Source organism: Streptomyces sp. MB09-02B, from assembly GCF_033794485.1.
Lineage (GTDB): Bacteria > Actinomycetota > Actinomycetes > Streptomycetales > Streptomycetaceae > Streptomyces.
Window position 1 is genome coordinate 19118 of record NZ_JARGEE010000041.1, and the last position, 15053, is coordinate 34170.

A 15053-nucleotide genomic window follows, 5' to 3' on the forward strand; every position below is an offset into this window, starting at 1 on the left:
GGACCGGCGACGATGACGGTGCTGATCCTCACCAGCGAACAGGATGTGACGGCGGACCTGGTGGTGGCACAACTGAACAGGACGGGCGTCCCGGTGGTCCGGCTCGACCCCGCCGACCTCCCCGGCGGGGTGGCTCTCTCCGGCGAGTACGTGCACGGCGCCTTCCGTGGACATCTGTCCGCCGGCGGGCGCCTGGTGAGCATGAGCGGACTGCGCTCCATCTGGCTCCGTCGGCCGGGGCTCCCGGCCAGCCGGGTGGCCGAGCCGTCAGCCTGGCTCACCGAGGAGTCCTCGCAGGCCCTGTACGGCATGCTGCGCGGCACGGGGGCCCGCTGGATGAACGACCCGGACGCGGCCCGGCGGGCCCGCCACAAGCCGTGGCAGCTGCGGCACGCCCAGCGCTGCGGGCTCCCCGTACCGGCCACCCTCATCACCACGTTCCCGCAGGCCGCCCGCGAATTCGCCGACCGCTTCCCGGACCTGGTGGTGAAGCCGGTCTCCGGCACCCACCCGCAGGAACCGGCCCGTACGGTCCCCACGAGCCGGGTCGCGCCCGGCACCGACTTCACCGCCGTGGCGTTCGGACCGACGCTGCTGCAGCGCCGGATCGCCAAGACGGCGGACATCCGGCTCACCGCCGTCGGTGACCGGATGCTGGCCGCCCGCAAGGCGGTCGCCCCGGACGCGCACCCCGACGAGGTCGACGTCCGCTTCGCACCCTCCACCGCGCCCTGGCAGCCGGTGGAGGTCCCGGCCCGCACCGCCGCCGCCGTGCGCGCCTATCTGCGGGACGCCGAACTCTCCTACGGTGCCTTCGACTTCGCCGAGGACACGGACGGCAACTGGTGGTTCCTGGAGTGCAACCAGTCCGGCCAGTTCGGGTTCGTGGAGATGGACACCGGCCAGCCGATCGCGCGCAGCGTCGCCGAGTGGCTGGCCGAGGAGCAACCGGGCGCGCGAACACGTCACCCCGGGCGGATCCGCGCGGCCCCCTGACACCTGCATCACCGGCACCGCCTGGCATCACCTGACACCACGGGGGACTTCGGCGTGCCCTGGGCGTCCGCCCTACCGGCGCTCCGGGCGCGCTCCGTCCGGCAGACTCCTCCCAGGGAGACCGCTGAGCACATCAGAGCCCTGGACGAGGAAGGCCGACTGCTCGCCACGGCCGCCCGGAAGGCCGGTACCGACGCCGAGGTGCCGACCTGTCCGTCGTGGCGGGTACGGGACCTGGTACGCCACACGGGAGCCGTGCACCGCTGGGCCACGGCCTTCGTCGCCGAGAAGCACCCCACACCCCGCCCTCTCCCGGACGGGCCGGAGGAACTGGACGGTGACGCTCTGCTGACCTGGTTCGAGGAGGGTCACCGGGGCCTCCTCGACACCCTGCGCGCCGCCCCCGCCGATCTCGCCTGCTGGAGCTTCCTGCCCGCCCCCTCGCCGCTGGCATTCTGGGCACGCCGCCAGGCCCACGAGACGGCCGTGCACCGCGCCGACGCGGAGTCCGCGCTCGGCGACGCGCCCGGCGCTCCCCCCGTCGAGCCCGTCGTGGGCCCCTCCGTGAACTCCGCCGCCGACCCCGCGGCGAAGATCGCCCCGAACCTCCCCGCCGACTTCGCGGTCGACGGCATCGACGAACTCCTGCTCGGCTTCCACGCCCGTCCCAAGAGCCGGGTGCGCACCGCGACCCCACGTGTCCTACGGGTGCGCGCGACCGACACGGACGCCGTCTGGACCGTACGGCTGTCGTCCGGACCACCGGTGGCGGAACGTGTGGACGTCTCACGGGCCCCGGACGCCGACTGCGAGATCACGGGCCCGGCGTCCCGGTTGCACCTGGCGCTGTGGAACCGGCTTCCCTTCCCCGCCGTCCTCGGTGACCCCGCACTCGCCGGGCTGTGGCGGGAGACCTCGGGCATCGGCTGAAAACGGGCCCGGCGGACGCGCCGACCTTCTTGTCCCGTAAGCCCGCCGCCTCCACACTCGGTCCATGGGGAGACGGACGCAGGCCGAGCGGGACGCCATGACGACGGAGATAGGGTTCGCGCTCTTCGCGGGGGCGGTGATGGCGGGCGCGGCCTATTTCGGTGTGACCGAGTTCCTGCCGGACGTCGTCGGCTCCCTGCGCGGCCGCTCGAACCTGCTCCGTTCCCTCGCGGCCATCTCCACCGTGGTGGTGTTCATCGCGGTCGTCACGATCGTGCTGACCCGTTTCAGGCACGCCCTGCGGGCGAGTCGGCAGGCTCCCGCACCGCCCGGCGGGCCGGGCGCGGCTCAGCCCGGCCGGCCAGGCCACACCAACCCGGACTCGTAGGCCAGGACGACGAGTCGGGCGCGGTCGCGGGCGCCCAGCTTCACCGTCGTGCGACTGACCCGCGCGACGTGATCACGTCTGCTCCGCCGGGAGTGTGCCGGGCAGTCCCACATGGCGGGCAAGGCCGCGCGCGGCGTTCCGGAAGAACATCTCCCGGTTCTCGACCACCCTGTTGAACTGCCCGAACGCCTCGAAGTTGACCAGCCCGAACAACTGGGCCCACGCGCCGACCAACCCCACGGCCACCTCCGGCGGCAGCCCGGGGGCGAAGTCCTCGGCCATCCGCAGTGCTTCGGGCCGCAGCTCGGGCGGCAGCTCCCGTACGGCCACCCCGCCGTCCTGCTGGGCGTCGCGCACGATCCGGATGAGCACCAGCCCCACCCGGGAGGCGGCCGGCACCGTCGCGTCGGGTGCGGTGTACCCCGGCACCGGCGAACCGTAGATCAGCGCGTACTCGTGCGGCCGCGCCAACGCCCACTCCCGCACTCCCTCGCACACGGCGACCCACTGCCCGGCCGGGCTCTCCCCGGCGGCCTTCGCGTGCGCGGCCTCGGCCGCCTCGCCCAGCGAGTCGTAGGCGTCGATGATCAGCGCGGTGAGCAGCTCGTCACGGCGCGCACACAGCTGGCCGCCGAGGGTGCCGCCAAGCTGTCGCTGCGGGCCGTCGCGCGCGAGCTCGGCATGGTCTCCTGCACTGTCCGGGTTTGTCCTCGCGCGGGTTTCGGCAGGGCTGGCGGACGGCACGATCCGCGGGGATGTCGGGCACCTGGACCACGTACTTCATGTTCCTGGAGCTGCGGCAAGGTCGAGCTCCACCGGATGACGGGCAGGGTCGTCGAGTGCCCGATCGACGAGATGAACAAGCCGCGCGGGGCCAAGGACGCCCAGCTGCGGATTCCTCCGAGTGAGCCGGAGGTCGGGACACTGTTCACCGGCTGGGGTGGCGAACTGCCGACTTGTCGCACGTTCGCCCCTACCGCCAGGAACTACACCGCCTCGAAGCTGTTGTCCCAGGTCGGCCTGCGGGTGAGCGAGGCATGTGGGCTCGACCTGGACGACATCAAGTGGGACCTGGGCCACTTCGGCAAGAACCACGTCCGCCACGGCAAGGGGGCCCGCGGCTCGGGCCCGCGCGAGCGGATGGTGCCGCTGATCAACGGCGCCGACACCGGACACTTCGGTGGTTCATCGAAGACGTCTGGGGCCAGTTCGACGACGACCACACCCGCCCCGGCGCCCCGCTGTTTCCGTCTGAGCGCAAGAACACCGACGGCTCCTCTCGCCGGGTTGGAGACGACGCTCTGCGCGACGGCCTCAAGAACGCGGCCAAAGCGCATCTGCCGGGGTGGGGCGAGAAGCTGACGCCGCACGTTCTTCGGCACTTCTGCGCATCCCAACTCTACGGAAACGGACTGGACTTGCTCGCCATCCAGGTTCTTCGAGTTCGCGAACGAATACCCGTGGCAGTGGACCCCAGGGCACATGGACGAGTGGTCGGCCTCATTGACAGGTGAGAAGCATCTGGCGCCGTCCACGATCCGCAGCTACCAGGGCGATGTCCGCCTGTTCACCGAGTTCCTCATCGACGCCCGTTACGGATGGGGGCACGCCTGCGAGGACGCCTTCGGCACCCACCCGGTGGCGATCGCCCACGAATGGAACACTCTCCCTCACCTGCAGGACCACGAGGGCGACCCGGAGGCGAGGCCGTTCACCCGCGAAGAACTGCAGCGTTTCCTCGACTACGCCGACGACCAGGTCGAACGCGCCGTGAAGTCCAAGCGCAAGGGCGCCCTCGCCGCCTACCGCGACGCCACCCTCTTCAAGGTCATCTACGGATGGGGGCTGCGGCGGACCGAGACGTCCAAACTGGATGTGGTCGACTTCGGGCGGAACCCGAAGGCTCCGCAGTTCGGCCGGTACGGCATGCTCAACGTCCGCTATGGCAAGGCGAAGAAGGGTCAGCCGCCCCGACGGCGGAACGTGCTGTCGGTGATGGACTGGGCCGTCGAAGCGGTCGCCGACTACGTCGAGAACGTCCGGCCGCGGTTCGGGTTTCCCGATCACCCGGCGCTTTGGGTCACCGAACGCGGGGGACGTCTTCAGCCTGGTTCGATCAACGATCGATTCGAGGCATACCGCGATGCCCTAGAACTCCCAAAAGATCTAGTTCCGCATTCGATCAGCCATTCGTACGTAACCCACCTCACGGAGGACGGTGTCGACCGTCGTTTTATCCAGCAGCAAGTCGGCCACGACCGCGACAGCTCCACCGCCATCTACACGCACGTCAGCGACGACTTCATGAACACTGCCCTGAACAAGGCACTGGCCCCGGCGTTCGCCGGGGCGGGATGAGGGAGGACCGGGATGGACGGCAAACTCGACTACCGCTGGCACCTGCGCAAGGTCATGGCGGACCGCGGGATGTTCTCCACCACCGACCTCATCCCGCCTCTGGCCGACCGCGGTATCACGCTGTCCACCAGCCAGGTCTACCGGCTCGTCGTCGAGCGGCCCGAACGGCTGAGCCTGAAGATCCTCATGGCCCTGCTCGACATCCTCGACTGCACCATGGACGACCTCATCGAGCCGATCGCCGCGGCCGGCACCGTGAAGAAGCCGAAGAAGGCCGCCGCGGGCGGCAGCGGGACACCCCCGGAGGGGCTCGGTGGCCTGCGCCCAAAGCGAGCCAGGATCAGGGGTGTTGACCGTCCATGACCGCCCCGGACCATGACGGCCGTGCTGTCACCGACCCGAATCGGCCTGGCCACTGATCTGATCACGCGAGTTGAGAAGGAACTCGGACCTGAGACGATCCGGGCCGTGGTCACCGCCGTCGCCGGCGAACGGGCCAAGTCCCGTGTGCTTGCCGCCGCGCTTGCCCGCCGCCCAGCGGTCTTGGACGACGGCCGGTCCCGGCCCCCGGGCCGTCGGTGATCTGCTCATCGCCCTACGCAACGCTGGGGCCCAGGCGACCTCGCCGCCGGTCTGCGCCGAGTGCGGCAAGCACCTGCGCACGCTCCAACGCCGCGGCCAGGACTGGTACTGCGGAGTCTGCGGACCTGTCTACGTTGCTTGCGCGGCTTGCGGAAAGAACCGCCGCATCTCCACCCGTGACCGGTCTGGCCAGCCACGATGTGCGAAGTGCCCCGACACCGACGACCGTGATCCCCTCGCCGTCGTTCACAGCGTGATCCGCCAACTGGACCCGCAGGCCGAGCTGGATCTGATAGCCGATGCAGTCCGCCGAACCATGCCACGGGCCGCCGACCAGCAGAAACTGGCTAGGGTCCTGGAAGGTAACCCCTCGTTGCTCACCGGCAACGGCCACCTTGCCCCCGTCACCGCGGTCCTCCGGCTGATCGACGTACTTCATGACGCCGAAGTCGCCGGAATCGTCCGGCCCGCCTGTCCCCTCTGCCGCCGAGTCGTACGCCTTCACAGGCCACTCGACGGCAACGCGTCTGCCGCAACTGCATCGCCAAGTCCCGCGTCACCGAATGCGGACGCTGCGGCGCCCGCCGTGAGCCCGCCGCCCGCGACCCCCAAGGACGACCGCTGTGTCCGAACTGCCTGATCACCGACCCCGCGAACACCGAGGTCTGTATCAGCTGCGGCAAACGACGACGGGTACAGACCCGCATCGCCGACGGACCGCTCTGCCCCAACTGCTGCCCGCTGCCCGTCCTGGTCTGCTCGATCTGCGGCCGCACCGCCCCCTGCACCCACTCCCGCCTGACCGGCCAGCCTCGGTGCGGAGCCTGTGACCAGCGACAAGCCCGCTGCAGCAGCTGCGGACACCTTCGCGGCATCCACTCCGGCACCTCGGAGCGCCCGTTTGCGGCCCCTGCACCACGCCGGACCCCGAACTCTGGCGCCCCTGCCCCGTCTGCGGGAAAGCCGAACGGCTCCGGGTCGCCGGACCATGCCGCCGCTGCGTTCTCCGACAACGTCTCGACGAGCTGCTGACCGGCCCGTCTGGCACCGCTCCTACCGAACTACGCTCCCTCCACGAGTCGTTGGCCAACACGGAACGGACCACGACGGCGATGCAATGGCTGTCCGGCGGCATCGACTCCACGGTCCTGTCCGACCTCGGCTCCGGCCGCCGGCCGCTGACCCACGAGGCCCTGGACGAGCTTCCGGACGGCAAGGTCGTCGAACACCTCCGCAGCGTCCTCGTGGCCACCGGCGCCCTGCCCGCACGGGACGAGCAGATGATCCGTCTCGAACGCGTCGTGAACGATGTCATCACCTCCCACTCGACCGCCGACGGGCGCCAGATCCTGCACCGATACGCGACCTGGCACCTGGTGCGGCGTCTTCGTCACCGCACCCGCGGCGAAGACGTCACCCACGAACAGCTCGTCGTCGTCCGCCAGCACCTCCGGGCCGCCGTCATCCTCCTGGGCTGGCTCGCCGAGCACGACCTGACCGTCGCCACCTGCCGCCAGTTCGACCTCGAACGGTGGCTGACCAGCGATGAGGCCCGCCTTCGCCAGGAAGCAGGCCACTTCGTCCGCTGGGCACTCGCACGGAAAATCGCCAGCGACCTCAGTTTCCCCGCCGTGAAATGGACCGGCCCCTCCCAGCCCATGGACAACGAAGCCCGATGGGCCACCGCCCGCCGCCTTCTGCACGACGACACCATCCACACCGAAGACCGCCTGGCCGGGCTGCTGTTGCTCCTCTATGCCCAGTGGCCTTCGGCGATCTCCCGGCTGACCGTCGACCACATAGAGGAGACACGCGGAGCGGTCCGCATCCGCCTCGGCGACGTTCCGATAGACCTGCCCGAACCTGTCGCTGACCTGGCCCTTCAACAAGTCGCCGTTCGTCGCAGCCATGCCGTCCTCGCCCGCACAGCCTCGCCCTGGCTCTTCCCCGGCGGCCAGCCCGGCCGTCCGATCAGCGCCTGGGCCATGGGAGAACGGCTCCGCAAGCTCGGCATCCACATCACCGTCGCCGTCAAGTGGCAGCGGTCCGCCGCTGGAGACTGGGGCGCCTACGCAGCCGAGGTCAGCCGCAGAGGCCCACAGTGACCTGACTGAGTGGCTAGGCGCAATGATCGCGTCCCACTGGCAACCGCATCGCTTGGCCACCAGAATCACGCCATGGACGCAGGACTTGCAGGACTCCTCGGTGGCGTCATCGGCGCCGCGGTCGGCGCGGTCGGCGCTACGGCATCCGCCTGGATCACCGGAAGGAAGGCAGAGCAACAGGCCGAGATCCAGTCCGAGACGCAGCTGAGGCAAGCCCGCCTTCAGATGGATGCTGAACGGACTCGTACCCTTCGCGAATCGCGCAAAAGTGCCTACCTGGCCTTCGCTGAAAGCTGTCACCTAGTACACGGAACGCTGAGCGAAGCGGGCATCAAACTTGGAGGCATCGAAGCAAGTGACCCTCCCGAGGAACGCGAAGAGCGCCGCCAAGCCGCCCGCCGCCTCTGGAACGAAGCACGAACTCTGCACCGCCAGCTCGACCGCCTTCAGCACATCGTTTTCATGGAAGGTCCCAGCGAGATGGGCACTGCCGCGCAAGCGGCAACAGGCGCTTTGGCGCCGTATTTCGGCGCCGTCATCGACTGGCTGCACGCGGTTGACAATGAAACAGAAACGCCGCAGCACGGGGCAGAATGTGATAGAGCGCACAGCGAGGCATACGGCAAGCTCCTGCAGTTCCTCTATGCCGCCTCGGATACCACTTTGCCGGACATCCAGGACCGATGAGCCTGGGGTATTCGGGCAGTTCCAATACCCGACTCCACCATTATCCCGCCCCGGCGGAAGACCCTCGCCCGCGAAGCGGGCGTCGACCGCACGGCCTTCTACGGCACCCGCCCCTACGCACACCTCCGCGTCGAGTTCGAGCGACGTCTGGACGCCATGCGCGAGACCGGCGAGATCCTCGATCCTCGCGAAGCCCAGATCACCCGGCTGAAGGCAGAGAACACCAGGCTCCGGGAACGGCTGGCCCGGTCGGAAGAGACAGTCGAAGAGCTCAGCGACTTCCGCAGCCAGGCCCTGGCCCGGCTGGCCGCACAGCACGCGGAGATCGTTCGGCTCCGTCAAGCCGTTGCAGGGACAAACCGAGTCAGCCGCCTTCCCGCTCCGCGGACCACAGTGATCGGAACCTGCAGTTGATGCGGGACGGAGCAGAGGGGAAACACCACGTGGTCCCGTCAGCCGGGGTTGCGAAACACGAGCAGATAACGCCAGAACAGGAGCCTGCGGATGTTGCATCCGGGCAGCAGCACCGCGGCTCCCCGGCGGATCTCGGCCAGGGGCATGGCCGGCTGTCTCACCGGCGCCTTCACCCCTTCCCGACGAGTCGCAGCAGAGACAGAGCGGAGTTTGTCCCTCACAGCGACAGCCAGCCTGGCGACGGCGTTGACGGGCACAGCTGCCAGGCTCCAAGCCCAGTCGAGCCGGGCCCTCTCCGGATAGCACCCCAAGATCACGAGGACCCCGCCGGGCGCAAGCGCGTCACGCAATGCGGCGATGGTGTCGAACGGCATGTGGTGAATGCTGGCGAGGCACGAGATGAAGTCGTAGTACGCCTTGGGAAGTTCGACTTCAGTCACGTCCGCGTGCTGGAAGCGCGGACTCCGGTCACCGGTCATCCGGCCGGACAGCGCGCGAGCCTCCGCGATGGCCTCCTCCGACGGATCGATCGCATCGACCTCTATGCCCAGGTGAGTGAGCCGACGCGCGAACTGGCCAGTCCCGCACCCCACATCCAGTGCCGCACCGCAGTTCCGCGGCACCTGGCGCAACAGCAGACGGTGATAGTGATCGTTGTGATCAAAAGGCATGGCCCCGACCCTGCCACAGCGGATGCACTCGGCTTCACCTTCCACCATCAAGACCCTTGCAGTGACCTGCGTCACATCAGCGGGTTCGGAATGCAACACAAGCCGCTGTCATCGTCGCGAACGCGGCGCCGGCAGCGGACCTGCTCAATGGCAACACGCACCCGACCGCACACGGCCTCTGCGGACACAAGGCATAGCGCCCTGACTCACCTCGGCGAGCAAGGCGCCTCCCTGCTGATGCTGATGGCCAAGTCCCGGCACGAGAAACCGGAGAACGTCCGCCGCTACTTCAAGCCGTCACCCGAGGCGATCGCCGAGCTGACCAGTCTTCTGGCTCCGGGCGACGCCCGCCGCTGAACGGCACCGGTACGCCTGGCACCGGATCGTCCGGACTCAGGCCGTTGGACCGAGGTTCTCCCGCGCCCACTCCTCCATCGTGGTCCCAGGGCGTCCCAGAACGGTCTGGACATCGTCGCGGACGACGGCCTCAAATCCCATGTTGCCGAGCACTGTCTGGCGCATCGTCGCGACAGCGCTCTCCATGTAAAGGCGATCGGCGGCTGAAGGGACTGAGCTCACGTACGCCGCCAAGTCGTCGGGGCCCGACACAGAGCACGTGATCTCGGTTCCCAGCACATCACTGAGGGTCTTGGCGACCTGCGGACCTGTGGCCATTTCCGTGCTCAGCCAGTAGTTCCTGCCTCCGTGTTCGTCTGGTCCTTCACGCAGCACTGCAGCTGCGACCGCGGCGATGTCGGCGGCGCACACCCACCCGCGTGCGCTCTCCTGCCAGGGGACGTTGAACGAGCCGGTCTCGGCGACCGTAGCCAGCACCGTGTCGGTGATGACGTTGGGGTGCAGGTGCGTCCACGCGATCCCGCTGGCCTCGATGTAGGTCTCGATGAGCTCATGCCAGCTGTAGTGGGGAATCCAGTGGCGGCCGGAGCTGAAGGCGCCGAGGTGGACGATGTGGGCCACCCCGGCCTGCGCGGCGGCGTCGACGAACATCTTGCTCTGGTGGAGCATGTCCGCGGTGTACCCGGTCAGGAGGAAGACCCGGTCGACCCCGTCCAGTGCTTCGGCGAACTGCTCGGGGCGATTCAAGTCCAGCAGGACGGCTTCGCGCCCCTGGGCGCGCCACTGCTCGGCGACATCGGCGCGCCGTGTCGCGAGGCGGACCTCAAGTCCCTCGTGGTCCTTGTCCAGTTCGTTGACGAGCTGCGATCCGACTGTTCCGGACGCGCCGATGATGAGGGTCGTTGCCATGGTGGATGCCTTTCAGTTCTGCGGGCGTAACGCCGCCCCGTCGGTGCGGCGGTGCGGGTTCAGGCCACGTTCGCGTTCTTGGTCAGCGCGTCCATGAGGAGTTCGACGAGCCGGTGGGCCTGCTCCCTGGTGCTGTGCTGTGCCCAGGCGGCGGCGCTGCCCACCAGGAGCAGGGCGTCGCCCGGGGTGATGTCGGCGCGCAGGGAGCCGTCCCGGGCTCCGGCGTCGATCAGGGTGGTGACGGCGTCGTTCAGGAGCGTGCGCGTATGGGCGTAGGGGTCGGCATCGGAGGCGAGGGCGGCGTTCAGGGCCGCGCACATGTTGCTGTTGGCCATCGCGTGGTCCAGGAAGTGGTCCAGCCATGCCCGGGTGGCCTCGGCGCCGGTGTGCCGGGCGACGAGGTCGTCGGCCTTCTCGCACACGAGGGTGATCTGCCGCGTATGGGCGGCGACGAGGAGGGCTTCACGTGTCGGAAAGTGCCGGTAGAGGGTGCCGACTCCGACGCCCGCCTGCTTGGCGATGGCGGCCGGCGTGGCCTCCGGGCCCTGCTCGGCGAAGGCGCGCGCGGCGATTTCCAGCAGTCGCTCGCGATTGTGCAGCGCATCGCTCCTGGTCCTACGGGGGGCGGTGGGCATGCGGCATCCTCCTTCGATCGCCCCGGCTCATTTTCCGGAACGCATTCCGTTTAGAACAGTAAACGGAATGCGTTCCGGAAAAACTGTACACCCCGGCACCCGGAGGGTGCCGCGTGTGCGATTCGGGCAGGTGTGAGCTTTGCGGCCCCTGGCCGGGTTCACGCACCTGCGGTGGGCCCTTTCCGGCCAGCGATCCTGCGGCGAGCGCGACCAGGCGCCCCACCTCGTCCACGCCGTGGTTGCAGCCCCGCCCGCACAGCACCGCCGCCTCTCGGGCTGCGCGGGAAGCCGGATGTCACGGGGCACCCGGGAGTCGTGGGTGAACTGGCGCAGTGCGTAGTCCCGGCTGGCCCGCCACGGCGTCAGCCTCCTCGGCACGGCCGAACTCTCCGTGCGCGGCCGCAGGAGCGGCGAGTGGCGTCGGCTGCCGGTCAACCCGTTGCCGTACGAGGGCGGCCCCTACCTGGTCTCGGCGCGCGTCCACTCGGAGTGGGTGCGCAACATGCGGGCGGCGGGCGGCGGACGGCTCCAGGTGGGCCGCCGGGTGGTGCAGGAGTTCACGGCGGTCGAGCTGCGCGACGGCGAGAAGCCCGTCGTGCTGCACACCTACCTGAAGTGGGGCTGGGAAGTGGGCCGGTTCTTCGGTGACGTCACCGCCGATTCCACCGACGCGGAACTGCTCGCCGCCGCGCCGAAGCACCCCGTCTTCCGGATCACCGTCCAGCGGTGACCGGCGGGGGTGCCGGCGGAGGTGTCGGCGGCGGCGCGGGCGACGGACGGGCCCACCTGCCGAAGCGCGGGCCCACCTGCCCAAGCGCGGGCCTGCTTGTCGAAGGCGCGCCTACTTGTCGAAGGCGGTCAGCGCGCGCTGGGCGATCGGGTGGTTGCGGACGATCTCGCCCAGGGAGGTCGACCCACGCGTGATGTCCACGAAGGCCCGCCACGCGGGCCGGAATCCGGTGAGCGCCGCGTGGAAGAGCCCCGGCCGCCGCTCGAAGGCGATCAGCAGCCGCTTGCCGACGCTCATCTCGACACCGAGCCCCGCCTTCACGGCGAACGCGTAGTTCAGCGCCTGGCGGCGGGTGTCCACCGCGTCGTGCGCCTCGGCGATCCGCACCGCCCACTCCCCCGCGAGCCGCCCCGAGCGCAGCGCGAAGGAGATGCCCTCCCGGGTCCACGGCTCCAACAGCCCCGCCGCGTCCCCGCAGACCAGCACCCGGCCCCGCGAGAGCGGTGAGTCGTCGGCACGGCAGCGCGTCAAGTGCCCGGAGGAGACGCTCGGTTCGAAGCCGGCGAGGCCGAGCCGCCCGATGAAGTCCTCCAGGTACCGCTTGGTGGCGGCGCCTTCACCGCGCGCGGAGATGACGCCCACGGTGAGCGTGTCGCCCTTGGGGAACACCCACCCGTAACTGCCGGGCATGGGGCCCCAGTCGATGAGGACACGCCCCTTCCAGTCCTCGGCGACCGTCTCCGGGACGGGGATCTCCGCCTCCAGGCCCAGGTCGACCTGGTCTAGCTTCACCCCGACATGCGCCCCTATGCGGCTGGCGCTTCCGTCCGCGCCCACGACGGCCCGCGCGAGCAGCGTCTCCCCGCCCTGGAGGACGACGGCGACCGTACGCCGGTCGGGCACCGCCGAGCCGTGCTGCTCGACGCGGGTGACCGTGACCCCGGTCCGCAGTTCGGCGCCCGCCTTCTGGGCGTGCTCGACGAGTTGCTGGTCGAACTCCGGCCGGTTGATCAGCCCGAACAGCATCTGTTTCGACTTGCGCGTGCGGGCGTAGCGGCCGTCGAGGGAGAAGGTGACCGCGTGCACCCGGTCCTTGAAGGGAAGTTCGAAACCGGGCGGCAGCGCGTCGCGCGAGGGGCCGATGATGCCGCCGCCGCACGTCTTGTAGCGCGGCAGCTCCGCCTTCTCCAGCAACAGGACGCTGCGTCCCGCGACCGCCGCCGCGTAGGCGGCCGAAGCCCCTGCGGGGCCCGCGCCCACCACGACGACGTCCCACACCCGCTGCACGTCGTCCGCCGAAGAGTTCTCGCTGCTCACGATGGTCTACTGCTCCCGATCCAGCCGCCTGCCGCACCTGTCCCACGCATCCTACGGCGGGTGACGCCGCGGGCTGCTGTGGGAGGATCGGCAGCGCATGCGCCCTACACCGACACCCCGGGCAGGAGCGCGTGCGGCCCCGTACCCAGAAGGACAACGTCGCACCCACCAGGAGCGTGCCCATGCCGTCGAACCCGGTCGCCGAGACCGTCGCCTCGCTGCTTCCCCGGGCGAAGGAGGAGCTCACCGAACTGGTGGCCTTCAAGTCGGTGGCGGACTTCGACCAGTTCCCGCGGAGCGAGAGCGAGGGCGCCGCGCGCTGGGTCGCCGACGCGCTGCGCGCCGAGGGCTTCGAGGACGTGGCCCTGCTGGACACCCCCGACGGCACCCAGTCCGTGTACGGCTGCCTCCCGGGCCCCGAGGGCGCGAGGACGGTCCTCCTCTACGCCCACTACGACGTGCAGCCGCCGCTCGACGAGGCCGCGTGGGTGTCGCCGCCCTTCGAGCTGACCGAGCGCCACGGCCGCTGGTACGGGCGGGGCGCCGCCGACTGCAAGGGCGGTGTGATCATGCACCTGCTGGCGCTGCGGGCCCTGAAGGCGAACGGCGGGGTGCCGGTCACCGTCAAGGTGATCGTCGAGGGCTCCGAGGAGATGGGCACCGGCGGCCTCCAGCAGTACGCCGAGGCACATCCCGACCTGCTAGCCGCCGACACCGTCGTCATCGGCGACGCGGGCAACTTCCGGGTGGGCCTGCCGACGGTCACCTCCTCCCTGCGCGGCATGGTCCTGATGCGGGTGCGCGTCGACGCCCTCGAAGGCAACCTGCACTCGGGCCAGTTCGGCGGCGCGGCCCCCGACGCGCTGGCCGCGCTGATCCGCGTGCTGGACTCCCTGCGCGCCGAGGACGGCACGACGACCGTCGACGGCCTCGCGAACGACGGGACCTGGGACGGCCTGCAGTACGCCGACGCGCAGTTCCGCGAGGACGCCAAGGTGCTCGACGGGGTGGAACTCGTCGGCGCCGACACGGTCGCCGACCGGATCTGGGCGCGCCCCGCCGCCACCGTGCTGGGCATCGACGCCCCGCCCGTGGTCGGCGCGACCCCGTCGATCCAGGCGAGCGCCCGCGCCCTGATCGGGCTGCGCGTCCCGCCGGGCGTGGACGTCCAGCAGGCGATCAAGCTGCTCGAGGCCCACCTGGTGGCCCACACCCCGTGGAGCGCCCGGGTCAGCTGCGAACTCATCGGCCACGGCCAGGCGTTCCGCGCCGACACCTCCAGCCCGGCGTACGAGGCGATGGCGGCGGCGATGGCCGTAGCCCACCCGGGCCAGGAGATGCAGTACGCGGGCCACGGCGGCTCCATCCCCCTCTGCAACGCCCTCGCCGCCCTCTACCCCGACGCCGAGATCCTCCTCATCGGCCTCAGCGAACCGGAGGCCCGGATCCACGCGGTCAACGAGAGCGTGGATCCGGGGGAGTTGGAGCGCATGTCGGTGACAGAGGCGTTGTTCCTGCGGAACTACGCAAACCGCTGAGCGAACCCGCGCCCCGAAAGGGGCGCGGGGAACCGCGCGAGCAACCACAGCCCACCCGCACCCGCCTCACAACCGACCCCGAAACGGCGGCGGCGCGAAGAGTCACCCCCTACACAGGGACCCCCGCCTCCAAGTACAGCGCAGCGCCCCGCTCCCGCGCCCGCAACGCCCACCGCAACCGCTCGTACCGCACCGGCGGCAGCAGATCCGCGGCCTCCCCCTCCGTGACGAACCGCCAGTCACGCAGCTCGGGCCCCGGCAGTACGGGCCGCTGCGGACCGCTGACGTCCAGCCGGCCCCCGTCGAACAGCAGCCGCAGCCCTCCGTACCTCGGCGCCACCGGTGCCTCCCAGTCGACCACCAGCAGCCGGGGCACCTCGTCGAGCCGTATCCCGGTCTCCTCCAGGACCTCCCGCACCCCCGCCCGCGCCGGCGC

General features: G+C 70.1%; 17 protein-coding genes and 3 pseudogenes. 12 read left to right on the forward strand and 8 right to left on the reverse strand.

Annotated features, from left to right (window positions below):
• Window positions 1-12 precede the first annotated feature (12 nt).
• The 3 genes from tgmB to P1P70_RS09080 all read left to right on the forward strand — a co-directional run bounded on the left by tgmB (window position 13) and on the right by P1P70_RS09080 (window position 2314).
• A complete protein-coding gene (gene tgmB / locus P1P70_RS09070; protein WP_319236054.1) occupies window positions 13-996 on the forward strand; it encodes an ATP-grasp ribosomal peptide maturase in 984 nt (327 codons plus the stop codon).
• A gap of 132 nt (window positions 997-1128) precedes the next feature.
• Window positions 1129-1926, forward strand: a complete 798-nt coding sequence (locus P1P70_RS09075; protein ID WP_319236080.1) for a maleylpyruvate isomerase family mycothiol-dependent enzyme — start codon at window positions 1129-1131, stop codon at window positions 1924-1926.
• 64 nt (window positions 1927-1990) lie between these two features.
• Entirely contained in the window at window positions 1991-2314 is a 324-nt protein-coding gene (locus tag P1P70_RS09080; protein ID WP_319236055.1) for a DUF6332 family protein, read from the forward strand.
• Here the strand turns inward: P1P70_RS09080 and P1P70_RS09085 are convergent.
• Window positions 2275-2373, reverse strand: a pseudogene (locus P1P70_RS09085) (DNA-binding response regulator); the annotation flags it as partial. The gene P1P70_RS09080 and the pseudogene P1P70_RS09085 sit on opposite strands and share 40 nt — an antisense overlap.
• A gap of 13 nt (window positions 2374-2386) precedes the next feature.
• Entirely contained in the window at window positions 2387-3058 is a 672-nt protein-coding gene (locus tag P1P70_RS09090; protein ID WP_319236057.1) for a TetR-like C-terminal domain-containing protein, read from the reverse strand.
• 75 nt (window positions 3059-3133) lie between these two features.
• On the opposite strand from P1P70_RS09090, the gene P1P70_RS09095 reads away from it, so the two are divergent.
• The 3 genes from P1P70_RS09095 to P1P70_RS09105 all read left to right on the forward strand — a co-directional run bounded on the left by P1P70_RS09095 (window position 3134) and on the right by P1P70_RS09105 (window position 5035).
• A complete protein-coding gene (locus P1P70_RS09095) occupies window positions 3134-3676 on the forward strand; it encodes a hypothetical protein (RefSeq protein ID WP_319236059.1) in 543 nt (180 codons plus the stop codon).
• Window positions 3677-3796: 120 nt separating this feature from the next.
• Window positions 3797-4672: a tyrosine-type recombinase/integrase gene (locus P1P70_RS09100; protein ID WP_319236060.1), complete on the forward strand. Its 876-nt coding sequence runs from the start codon at window positions 3797-3799 to the stop codon at window positions 4670-4672.
• Between the two features lie 12 nt (window positions 4673-4684).
• Complete coding sequence (locus P1P70_RS09105; RefSeq protein ID WP_319236061.1) at window positions 4685-5035, forward strand: helix-turn-helix transcriptional regulator; 351 nt, start codon at window positions 4685-4687, stop codon at window positions 5033-5035.
• 232 nt (window positions 5036-5267) lie between these two features.
• Here P1P70_RS09105 and P1P70_RS09110 read toward each other — a convergent pair whose 3' ends face one another.
• Window positions 5268-5759 (reverse strand): hypothetical protein, encoded by a 492-nt coding sequence (locus tag P1P70_RS09110; RefSeq protein WP_319236063.1) that lies wholly within the window; start codon window positions 5757-5759, stop codon window positions 5268-5270.
• A 607-nt stretch (window positions 5760-6366) separates the two neighbouring features.
• On the opposite strand from P1P70_RS09110, the gene P1P70_RS09115 reads away from it, so the two are divergent.
• The 3 genes from P1P70_RS09115 to P1P70_RS09125 all read left to right on the forward strand — a co-directional run bounded on the left by P1P70_RS09115 (window position 6367) and on the right by P1P70_RS09125 (window position 8460).
• Window positions 6367-7359 carry a hypothetical protein gene (locus tag P1P70_RS09115; protein WP_319236064.1) on the forward strand — a complete coding sequence of 331 codons (993 nt, stop codon included), beginning with the start codon at window positions 6367-6369 and terminating at the stop codon, window positions 7357-7359.
• A gap of 72 nt (window positions 7360-7431) precedes the next feature.
• Window positions 7432-8046, forward strand: a complete 615-nt coding sequence (locus tag P1P70_RS09120) for a hypothetical protein (protein ID WP_319236066.1) — start codon at window positions 7432-7434, stop codon at window positions 8044-8046.
• A gap of 156 nt (window positions 8047-8202) precedes the next feature.
• Window positions 8203-8460: a hypothetical protein gene (locus P1P70_RS09125; RefSeq protein WP_319236068.1), complete on the forward strand. Its 258-nt coding sequence runs from the start codon at window positions 8203-8205 to the stop codon at window positions 8458-8460.
• 38 nt (window positions 8461-8498) lie between these two features.
• Here the strand turns inward: P1P70_RS09125 and P1P70_RS09130 are convergent, their stop codons facing one another.
• A complete protein-coding gene (locus P1P70_RS09130; RefSeq protein WP_319236070.1) occupies window positions 8499-9131 on the reverse strand; it encodes a class I SAM-dependent methyltransferase in 633 nt (210 codons plus the stop codon).
• Between the two features lie 189 nt (window positions 9132-9320).
• On the opposite strand from P1P70_RS09130, the pseudogene P1P70_RS09135 reads away from it, so the two are divergent.
• Window positions 9321-9488 (forward strand): annotated as a pseudogene (locus tag P1P70_RS09135) (site-specific integrase); the annotation flags it as partial.
• Between the two features lie 36 nt (window positions 9489-9524).
• Here P1P70_RS09135 and P1P70_RS09140 read toward each other — a convergent pair.
• Window positions 9525-10397 carry an NAD(P)H-binding protein gene (locus P1P70_RS09140; RefSeq protein WP_319236071.1) on the reverse strand — a complete coding sequence of 291 codons (873 nt, stop codon included), beginning with the start codon at window positions 10395-10397 and terminating at the stop codon, window positions 9525-9527.
• A 59-nt stretch (window positions 10398-10456) separates the two neighbouring features.
• Complete coding sequence (locus P1P70_RS09145) at window positions 10457-11032, reverse strand: helix-turn-helix domain-containing protein (RefSeq protein WP_319236073.1); 576 nt, start codon at window positions 11030-11032, stop codon at window positions 10457-10459.
• A gap of 346 nt (window positions 11033-11378) precedes the next feature.
• Here P1P70_RS09145 and P1P70_RS09150 point away from each other — a divergent pair.
• Window positions 11379-11762: pseudogene (locus tag P1P70_RS09150) on the forward strand (nitroreductase/quinone reductase family protein); the annotation flags it as partial.
• A 111-nt stretch (window positions 11763-11873) separates the two neighbouring features.
• On the opposite strand, the gene P1P70_RS09155 reads toward P1P70_RS09150, so the two are convergent.
• Window positions 11874-13079, reverse strand: a complete 1206-nt coding sequence (locus tag P1P70_RS09155; RefSeq protein ID WP_319236074.1) for a geranylgeranyl reductase family protein — start codon at window positions 13077-13079, stop codon at window positions 11874-11876.
• A gap of 182 nt (window positions 13080-13261) precedes the next feature.
• On the opposite strand from P1P70_RS09155, the gene P1P70_RS09160 reads away from it, so the two are divergent.
• Window positions 13262-14617: a dipeptidase gene (locus tag P1P70_RS09160; RefSeq protein WP_319236076.1), complete on the forward strand. Its 1356-nt coding sequence runs from the start codon at window positions 13262-13264 to the stop codon at window positions 14615-14617.
• 109 nt (window positions 14618-14726) lie between these two features.
• Here P1P70_RS09160 and P1P70_RS09165 read toward each other — a convergent pair.
• On the reverse strand, window positions 14727-15053 hold a 327-nt coding region (locus P1P70_RS09165; protein WP_319236078.1), incomplete at its 5' end, for an NUDIX hydrolase.

What these genes read in the sequence shown, in the direction of transcription:
- P1P70_RS09120 (WP_319236066.1), top strand. Translation starts at nt 7,432, where the DNA reads ATGGACGCAGGACTTGCAGGACTCCTCGGTGGCGTCATCGGCGCCGCG.
- P1P70_RS09115 (WP_319236064.1), top strand. Translation starts at nt 6,367, where the DNA reads ATGCAATGGCTGTCCGGCGGCATCGACTCCACGGTCCTGTCCGACCTC.
- tgmB (WP_319236054.1), top strand. Translation starts at nt 13, where the DNA reads ATGACGGTGCTGATCCTCACCAGCGAACAGGATGTGACGGCGGACCTG.
- P1P70_RS09100 (WP_319236060.1), top strand. Translation starts at nt 3,797, where the DNA reads ATGGACGAGTGGTCGGCCTCATTGACAGGTGAGAAGCATCTGGCGCCG.
- P1P70_RS09145 (WP_319236073.1), bottom strand. Translation starts at nt 11,032, where the DNA reads ATGCCCACCGCCCCCCGTAGGACCAGGAGCGATGCGCTGCACAATCGC.
- P1P70_RS09080 (WP_319236055.1), top strand. Translation starts at nt 1,991, where the DNA reads ATGGGGAGACGGACGCAGGCCGAGCGGGACGCCATGACGACGGAGATA.
- P1P70_RS09140 (WP_319236071.1), bottom strand. Translation starts at nt 10,397, where the DNA reads ATGGCAACGACCCTCATCATCGGCGCGTCCGGAACAGTCGGATCGCAG.
- P1P70_RS09160 (WP_319236076.1), top strand. Translation starts at nt 13,262, where the DNA reads ATGCCGTCGAACCCGGTCGCCGAGACCGTCGCCTCGCTGCTTCCCCGG.
- P1P70_RS09105 (WP_319236061.1), top strand. Translation starts at nt 4,685, where the DNA reads ATGGACGGCAAACTCGACTACCGCTGGCACCTGCGCAAGGTCATGGCG.
- P1P70_RS09125 (WP_319236068.1), top strand. Translation starts at nt 8,203, where the DNA reads ATGCGCGAGACCGGCGAGATCCTCGATCCTCGCGAAGCCCAGATCACC.
- P1P70_RS09130 (WP_319236070.1), bottom strand. Translation starts at nt 9,131, where the DNA reads ATGCCTTTTGATCACAACGATCACTATCACCGTCTGCTGTTGCGCCAG.
- P1P70_RS09095 (WP_319236059.1), top strand. Translation starts at nt 3,134, where the DNA reads ATGACGGGCAGGGTCGTCGAGTGCCCGATCGACGAGATGAACAAGCCG.